The sequence below is a fragment of the Streptomyces sp. CWNU-52B genome, assembly GCF_047444975.1.
Classification (GTDB): domain Bacteria; phylum Actinomycetota; class Actinomycetes; order Streptomycetales; family Streptomycetaceae; genus Streptomyces.
The window spans coordinates 1-9,739 of sequence record NZ_JBLFJV010000040.1; the positions used below are offsets into that span (position 1 = coordinate 1).

At 74.5% G+C, this 9,739-nt stretch carries 1 protein-coding gene; it reads left to right on the forward strand.

What is annotated here, in order from left to right:
• On the forward strand, positions 1-9,739 hold a 9,739-nt coding region (locus ACLVWQ_RS29645; protein WP_414112289.1), incomplete at both ends, for a type I polyketide synthase.

Below are 9,739 nucleotides of genomic sequence, written 5' to 3' on the forward strand. Positions count from 1 at the left end.
TGCGCAACCTCCGCAGGACCGTCCGGTTCCAGGACGCCATAAGCGAGTTGACCGCCGACGGGTTCGGCGCGTTCGTCGAGTGCAGCGCCCATCCGGTGCTGACCGGGAACGTACAGGACACGCTGGAGACAGCCGGTCATGAGGCGGTCGTCGTCGGATCGCTGCACCGCGGCGACGGCGGTCTGCGGCGCCTGCTGACCTCGCTGGGCGAGGCGTTCACACACGGCGTCCCCGTGGACTGGACCCAGACCTACGCCGGTACCGGAGCCCGCCGCGTCGACCTGCCCTCCTACGCCTTCCAACGTGAGCGCTACTGGCTCGACAGCGGCACCGGCACCCTCGACGTGGCCGCCGCCGGACTCACCCCCACCCGGCACCCGCTGCTGGGCGCGGCCGTCCGCACCGCATCCGGCGACACCCTCGTCCTGACGGGACGGCTCACCTTCCACACCCACCGCTGGCTCTACGACCACGCCGTCGACGCGCTCCCGCTGCTGCCCGGTACCGCCCTGCTCGAACTGACCGCGCAGGCGGGCGAACAGTACGGCACCCCGTACGTCGACGAACTCACCCTGCACGCCCCGGTGCCGCTGCCCGCGCCGGGCGACGCCACGGACCTCCAGGTCACCGTCGTCCCCGCGGCCGACCTGCCGGGCCGCGCCACCGTCACCATCCACACCCGCCCCGGCACCGACGCCGGTCCGGGCACCGGCGAAGCCGAGACGCCCTGGACGCACCACGCCACGGCGGCACTCGGCGCGCCGCCTCCCGTCGCACCCCTCACCGCACCCGACTGGGCCACCACCTGGCCGCCCCCGGACACCACCGAGACCGACCTCACCGGCGCCTACGCCGAACTGGCCGACGCCGGATACGTCTACGGGCCCGCCTTCCAGGGCCTCACCCGGCTCTGGACGACCCCCGAGGGAACCGTCTACGCCGAGGCGCGACTGCCCGAGCGGGACACCGCCGCCTCTGCCGTCCCTGTCGCCTCAGCAGGTTCCGCCGGCGAACCAGGATTCGCCCTCCACCCGGCACTCCTCGACGCCGTCCTGCACGCCGTGATCACCACCGGCCCGCCGGGAGAGGGACTGCGGCTGCCGTACGCCTTCAGCGAGGTCGCGGTGCACACCGCAGGCGCCCGCTCGCTGCGCGCCCGGATCACCCGCACCGGCGACCACGACGTCGCCCTCGACCTCGCCGACGCGTCCGGACACCGGGTGGCGAGCATCGGCTCGCTGGCGATGAGGCCGGCCGACACCGCGCGCCTCACCGCCGGTTCGGGCGCGGCGGCCCGCTCGCTGTACACCGTGGCATGGGAACCGCTGTCGCTGCCCGGCGATACACCGGCCACCGGCCACTGGGCCCTGCTGACCGACGGCGACGGCGACGGCGACAGTGACGGCGACCGCGGCCGCCCGGCCTCGGCCGTGCTCCGGGAGCGCGGCGCCGCCTCGGACACCTACCGGGACCTCGACGACCTGCGCGCCGCCCTCGACGCCGGTGCCACCGCGCCCGACGTCCTCGTGTGGCTCGTCCCGCGGCCGGACGGCGACGACACGGTGACCACCGCCCACGGGCATGTGGCGGCGGTCCTGGACGTGGCCCGCACCCTGCTCCTCGACGACCGGCTGGCCGCCACCCGCCTCCTCGCCGTCACCGAGAACGCCGCAGGCCCCGACCCGGTGACCGACGTCGCCGCGGCCACCGTCTGGGGCTTCCTGCGCACCGCGCAGACCGAGAGCCCCGGACGATTCCTCCTGGTCGACACGGACCGGAGCCCGGAGTCGCTGCGGCTGCTGCCCGCGGTCGTCGCCGGCCCCGAACCCCAGATCGCGCTGCGCGCGGGTCGGGCCCACACCCCCCGGCTGGCCCGCGTCACGGAACCGGCCGACACCACCACCCCCTTCGGCCCGGACGGCACCGTCCTGCTCACGGGCGCCTCCGGACACGTCGGCCGGCTGCTCGCCCGGCGCCTGGTGCGGGAACACGGCGTACGCAGCCTCGTCCTCGTCAGCCGACGCGGGCCCGACGCGACCAGGGAACTCTCCGCCGAACTCACCGAGGCGGGCTGCGCGGTGACGACACTCGCCTGCGACCTGGCGGACCGCGACGCCCTCGCCGCCACTCTCGCGAGCATCCGCACCGGTCACACCCTCACCGCGGTGGTGCACGCCGCGGGCGTCCTCGACGACGGTGTCGTCACCTCCCTGACGTCCGACCAGCTCACCGCCGTGCTGCGCCCCAAGGTGGACGCAGCCTGGCACCTGCACGAACTCACCCGCGAGGACCCGCTGACCGCGTTCGTCCTGCTGTCCTCGGTCTCCGGCGTACTCGGCGGCGGGGGGCAGGCCAACTACGCCGCCGCCAACACCTTCCTCGACGGGCTGGCCGCCCACCGCACCCACCTCGGCCTGCCGGCCCAGTCCCACGCCTGGGGCCTGTGGGACCAGGACGACCTCAGCGGCGGTCTGGCCTCGGACCTCGACACCACCGACCGGACGCGGCTGGCGCGGCTCGGAGTGGTGCCGATGCCCGAGGGCGAGGCCCTCGCCCTGTTCGACCGCGCGGTCGCCGACCGGAGGCCGCTGCTGGTTCCCGCGAAGCTGGACACGCGGCCGGTCCGCGAGCAGGCCGCACGCGACGGGATCCCCGCGCTGCTCCGCGGTGTCGTCCGCCCGCCTCGCCCGGCGGACGGCTCCCGCCCGGCGGGCGGTTCCCGGCCGGTGGGCGGCGACGGGACGTTCGCCGAGCGGCTGACGGCCCTGGCACCGGACGAGCGGACCGACCTGGTCCTCGGCCTCATCAGGGAACTGGCCTCCGCCGTCCTGGGCCACGCGACGGCCGAGCGCGTCCCCGTCGCACGGCCCTTCCAGGACATCGGCTTCGACTCGCTCAGCTCCCTCGAACTACGTAACCGGCTGAAGGTCGAGACCGGTCTGCGCCTGCCCGCCGGACTGCTGTTCGACCATCCGACCCCCACCGTGCTGGCCGCGTTCCTGGTGGACGAACTGGTCGACACCGTGCCCGAAGCCGACACCGCGCCCGAAGAGGAGGACACCGCCGCCGAAGAGGAAAGCCCCACGGCCGAAGGGGAGACCTCCGCGGCCGAGGAGAAGAGCCCGGCGCCCACCGGCCCCGCCGCCGACGAGCCCCTCGCGATCGTCGGCATGGCCTGCCGCTACCCCGGCGGTGTGACGGGCCCGGACGCCTTGTGGGAACTGGTGTCCACCGGCGCCGACGGCATCGGCGCCTTCCCGGCCGACCGCGGCTGGGACCACGACGCGCTGTACCACCCCGACCCCGACCACCCGGGCACGTCGTACACCCGTGAGGGCGGCTTCCTGTACGACGCGGGCGACTTCGACGCCGGGTTCTTCGGTATCTCGCCGCGCGAGGCGCTGGCGATGGACCCGCAGCAGCGACTGATGCTGGAGGCGTCCTGGGAGGCGCTGGAGCAGGCGGGGCTCGACGCGAACGGCCTGCACGGCAGCCGCACCGGGGTCTTCGCGGGCCAGATCTACCACGACTACGCCCCGGCCCTCGACCGGATCCCCGAGCACGTCGAGGGCCTCGTCCTGGCCGGCAACACCGGCAGCGTCCTGTCCGGCCGGGTGGCGTACACGTTCGGTTTCGAGGGTCCGGCGATGACGGTGGACACGGCGTGCTCCTCGTCGCTGGTGGCGCTGCACCTGGCGGCTCGGGCGCTGCGGTCGGGGGAGTGCGACCTGGCCCTGGCCGGCGGCGTGACCGTCATGGCCACCCCGAGTACCTTCATCCAGTTCGCGCGGCAGCGGGGGCTGGCCCCCGACGGCCGCAGCAAGGCGTTCGGCGCGGGCGCCGACGGAGCGGGCTTCTCCGAGGGCGTGGGCGTCCTGGCACTGGAGCGCTTGTCGGACGCCCGCCGCAAGGGACACCGGGTACTGGCCGTGGTCCGTGGCTCGGCCGTCAACCAGGACGGGGCCAGCAACGGCCTGACCGCGCCCAACGGGCCGTCGCAGCAACGGGTCATCCAGGAAGCCCTGGCGGACGCGGGGCTCGGCACGTCGGACGTGGACGCCGTGGAGGCGCACGGCACGGGGACGACCCTCGGTGACCCCATCGAGGCCGAGGCGCTGCTGGCGACGTACGGCCAGGGGCGGGACCCGGAGCGGCCGTTGTGGCTGGGCTCGGTGAAGTCGAACATCGGCCACACCCAGGCCGCGGCCGGAGTGGCCGGCGTCATCAAGATGGTCCAGGCACTGCGCCACGGAATGCTGCCCGCCACGCTGTACGCCGAGGAGCCGTCGCCGCACATCGACTGGTCCTCCGGCGGCGTACGGCTGCTGGACCGGTCGCGCGCGTGGCCGCGGTCCGGTCGGGTACGGCGCGCGGCGGTGTCGTCGTTCGGGATCAGCGGCACCAACGCGCACGTGATCGTGGAAGAGGCGCCGCCGGTACCGGCCGAGTCCGACGCCGCACGCGCCGAACTCCCGGTCGTGCCCTGGGTGCTGTCCGGGCGTGGCCGTGCGGCGCTCCGGGGCCAGGCGGAGCAGCTGGTCGCGTTCGTCGAGGCACGGCCCGAGGTGTCCGCCACCACCGTCGGGGCCTCGCTCGTCACCGGCCGCGCGACGCACACGCACCGCGCGGTGGTCGCGGGCACCACACGGCAGGAACTCCTCGACGCCGTACGGGCGTTGGCGCGCGGCACCGGTGACGCGGGCGCGGTACGCGGCGACGACACGGTGCCACGGACGGTGTTCGTGTTCCCGGGTCAGGGGTCCCAGTGGGTGGGCATGGCGGTGGAACTGCTGGCCGAGGAGCCGGTGTTCGCCGCGCGGATGCGGGAGTGCGGGGCCGCCCTGGAGCCGTACCTCGATGTTCCTCTCCTGCGCGTTCTGGATGATGCGGCCGCGTTGGAGCGGGTGGACGTGGTCCAGCCCGCGTTGTGGGCGGTGATGGTGTCGTTGGCGGCGGTGTGGGAGTCGTACGGGGTGCGGCCGGCCGCGGTGGTGGGTCATTCGCAGGGTGAGATCGCCGCCGCCGTGGTCGCGGGCGCTCTGTCGCTGGCGGACGGGGCGCGGGTGGTGGCCCTGCGCAGCCGGGTCATCGCCGCCGAACTGGCAGGCCACGGCGGTATGGCGGCCGTGGCGGCGCCCGAGGACGAGGTCCGTCGTCTCATGGCGGACCTCACGGACTCCGAGGCCGGTTCCGGGGCTGATTCCGTGACCGGCTCCGTGGCCGTCGCCGCGGTCAACGGACCGACCGCCACCGTGGTCTCGGGCACCCCCGAAGGGCTCGCGGCGCTTCGTGCCCTGTGCGAGCGGAACGCGGTGCGATACCGGCCCGTCGCCGTCGACTACGCCTCGCACTCGGCGCAGGTGGACGCGTTGACGGAGCGGATCCTGGCCGATCTCGGGCCGATCCGCGCGGTCCGTGCCGAGGTTCCGTTCTTCTCGACCGTCACGGGCGGCTGGCTCGGCGACGAGGTGCCGGACGCCGCCTACTGGGTGCGCAACCTGCGTCGGTCGGTCCGATTCGAGGAGGCCGTACGCGCCCTCGCCGCCGCGGGATTCGGCGCGTTCGTCGAGTGCAGCGCCCATCCGGTGCTGACCGCCGCGGTCCAGGAGACCCTGGAATCGGCCGACCACGAGGCGGTGGTGGCCGGGACGCTGCGCCGGGACGACGGCGGGAGCCGGCGCCTGTTCACCTCGTTCGGCGAGGTCTTCGCACACGGCGTCCCCGTCGACTGGGCCCGCGTGTTCGCCGGCCGGGGGACCGGCCGCGTCGAACTGCCCACCTACGCCTTCCAACACGAACGCTACTGGTGGGACCCCGCCACCCTGCGGAAGGCCGCCGGTCCCGAGGAGACCGCGAGTCCCACCGACGACACCGGCTTCTGGGCGGCGGTGGAGAGCGGCGACGCCGAGCACCTGGCGGACGTCCTCGACACCGACGGCACCTCCCTAGCCCACGTCCTGCCCGCCCTGCGCACCTGGCATCGGAACCGCGTCACGACGGCCACCGTCGACTCCTGGCTCTACCGCACCCACTGGGCTCCCGCGCCGTTGCCCGACAGCCCCGCCCTGACCGGCACATGGCTGTTGGCCGTACCAGCCGACACCGCCTCTCCCGCTGACGCCGCTTCTTCGGCTGACGCCGCCGGCACCGCCGTCGCGTCCGCATGCGCCGACCTGGTCACCGCCGCCGTCCGCGACCACGGAGGTGACGTCACCGTCCTCGCCGTGCCCGCCACCGCCACCCGGGAGGACATCGCCCGGCTGCTGCCCGAGGGACCGTTCACGGGTGTGCTGTCCCTGCTGTCCGTCGCCGACGGCCCGGCCTCCGAGCACGGAGTCTCCCGGGCCGGCCTCACCACGACCACCGCCCTGCTCCAGGCCCTCGGCGACGCCGGAACCGACGCCCCCCTGTGGTGCCTGACCCACGACACGATCACCGTCACCCTCGCCGCCCCGGGCTCCGCCACCGGCCAGGACGTCCAGGACGTCCAGGACGTCCGGGCCGACCGGGGCGACGCGGCGGCACAGCACATGGTGTGGGGCCTGGGCAGGATCGCCGCCCTGGAGCACCCCGAGCGGTTCGGCGGCCTCGTCGACCTGCCCGCCCGGCCCGACGCCCGCACGGGCCGGCTCCTCGCGGCGGTCCTCACCGGCGGCACCGGCGAGGACCAGGTCGCGCTGCGCCCCTCCGGCGCCTTCGTCCGCCGGCTCGTCCGCGCCGCCACCACCGGATCGCATACGGCGTGGCGGCCGCGCGGCACCGTCCTGGTGACCGGCGGCACCGGAGGACTCGGCGCCCGGGTGGCCCGCCACCTGGCCGGGAACGGCGCCGAACACCTCCTGCTGGCCAGCAGGCGAGGCTCCGACGCGCCCGGCGCCGCCGAGCTGCGCGCCGAGCTGGAGGCCGTCGGCGTACGCGTCACCGTGGCCGCGTGCGACGTCGGTGACCGCGCGGAACTCGCCCGGCTGCTCGCCGCCGTGCCCCAGGACTGCCCGCTGACGGCCGTCGTGCACACCGCCGCCGTCCTCGAGGACGCCGTCATCGAACGCCTCACCCCGGACCAGATCGACCGGGTCCTGCGGGTCAAGGCGGACGGCGCCTGGCACCTGCACGAGCTGACCCGGGACACCGACCTGGACGCCTTCGTGCTGTTCTCCTCCCTGGCCGGCACCCTGGGCGCCTCCGGGCAGGGCAACTACGCCCCAGGCAACGCCTACCTGGACGCCCTCGCCGAACAGCGGCACGCCCTCGGTCTGCCCGCGACCTCCGTAGCCTGGAGCATCTGGGACGAGCGGGGCATGGCGACCGAGGGCGACATCGAGGCGACGGCCGGCCGCCACGGCCTGCCCGTCATGGCACCCGACCTCGCGGCCGCCGCCCTCACCGTGGCAGCCGGCGGCAGTGAGCCGACCGTCATGGTCGCGGACGTGGAGTGGGACAGGTTCCATGTCGCCTACACCGCCACCCGGCCCAGCCCGTTCCTCGCGGACCTGCCCGACGTACGACGGCTCGCCGCGACCGCACCGGCGGACCAGCCGGCACCCGGCACCGCCACGGGACCCGAAGGTCTGGCGGCCCGGCTCGCCGCCCTGAGCGGCCGCGCCGAACAGCAGGCCTTCCTGCTCAATCTCGTCCGCGAGCAGGTCGCGGTGGTCCTCGGCCACCGGGGACCCGACGCGGTCGACCCCACCGTGGCCTACCGGGATCTCGGCTTCGACTCCGTCACCGCCGTCGAGCTGCGCAACCGGCTCAACGGCGTGACCGGCCTGCGACTGGCCGCCACCATCGTCTTCGACCACCCCAACGCCCGCGCGCTCGCCGCCCATCTGCGGGAGGAGATCGTCGGTGACGCTCCGGGCACGCAGTCCGTGCCCGTGCCGGCGCTCGCCCCCGCGCCAGGGTCCGCCACGACGGCGGAAGACGCGCAGGACGAGGACCTGGTGGCCGTCGTCGGGATGAGCTGCCGCTTCCCCGGCGACGTCCGTACCCCCGACGACCTGTGGCGCCTGCTCCAGGAGGGAGGCGACGCCATCACCCCGTTCCCCGCCGACCGCGGCTGGGACCTGGACGCCCTCGACGCCCCCGGGTCCGACCGCGTCGGCACCTCACGCACCCATGAGGGCGGCTTCCTGTACGACGCGGGCGACTTCGACGCCGAGTTCTTCGGCATCTCACCGCGCGAGGCGCTGGCGATGGACCCGCAGCAGCGGCTGATGCTGGAGACCTCCTGGGAGGCCCTCGAACAGGCGGGCATCGATCCGACGACGCTGCACGGCACCCGCGCGGCCGTCTTCACCGGCACCAACGGCGGGGACTACCTGGCTATAAGCCCCGACGTCCCCGAGGAGACCGCCGGATACGTCGCCACCGGCAACATCGGCAGCGTGCTGTCAGGACGTGTCGCCTACACGCTGGGTACGGAGGGACCGGCCATCACCGTCGACACCGCCTGCTCCGCCTCCCTCGTCGCGCTGCACCTCGCCGTCCGGTCGCTCCGGCAGGGCGAGTGCGACCTCGCCCTCACCGGCGGCGTCACCGTCATGTCCACCCCGGGAGTGTTCACCGAGTTCACCCGCCAGGGCGGCCTGGCCCCCGACGGCCGCAGCAAGGCGTTCGGCGTGGGCGCCGACGGTGCGGGCTTCTCCGAGGGTGTGGGTGTGTTGGTGTTGGAGCGGTTGTCGGTGGCGCGGCGCAGGGGTCATCGGGTGCTTGCGGTGGTGCGGGGGAGTGCGGTCAATCAGGACGGTGCGTCGAACGGTCTGTCCGCGCCGAGTGGTGTGGCGCAGCAGCGGGTGATCCGGGCCGCGTTGGCGGACGCGGGCCTGGCCGCCGCGGACGTGGACGTGGTGGAGGCGCACGGTACGGGGACGGCTCTCGGTGACCCCATCGAGGCGGGCGCGCTGCTGGCGACGTACGGCCAGGGGCGGGACCCGGAGCGGCCGTTGTGGCTGGGTTCGGTGAAGTCGAACATCGGGCACACCCAGGCGGCGGCGGGTGTCGCGGGCGTCATCAAGGCCGTGCTCGCCCTGGGCCACGCCGAGTTGCCCCGGACCCTGCACGCCGACAAGCCGTCGACACACGTCGACTGGTCCTCCGGCACCGTGAAACTCCTGACGGAGCCGCGCGACTGGCCGGACACCGGCCGCCCGCGGCGCGCCGGGGTCTCGTCGTTCGGCATCAGCGGTACGAACGCCCACGTCATCCTGGAGCAGGGCCCGGACGCCGCGGCCCAGGAGAACGCCGTGGTCCCCGACGGTACGACCGTGCCCTGGACGCTGTCGGCGAAGTCCGAAGCGGCGCTGCGGGAGCAGGCCCGGCGACTGCTGCCGCTGACCGTGGACGCGGCGCCGGCCGCCGACATCGGCCATGCCCTGGCCACCACCCGTGCCGTGTTCGGCCACCGGGCGGTGGTGCTCGGCGCGAGCCGCGCCGAGTTGGCGAGCGGACTGACGGACCTGGCGGAGGGACGCGAGACACCGGATGTCGTCCACGGCACCGGCACCACCTCCGACGACCGCGTCGTCTTCGTGTTCCCGGGTCAGGGGTCGCAGTGGGTGGGGATGGCGGTGGAGTTGCTGGCCGAGGAGCCGGTGTTCGCCGCGCGGATGCGGGAGTGCGGGGCGGCTTTGGAGCCGTTTCTCGATGTTCCTCTGCTGGAGGTGTTGGAGGACGGGGCGGCGTTGGAGCGGGTGGATGTGGTTCAGCCGGCGTTGTGGGCGGTGATGGTGTCGTTGGCGGC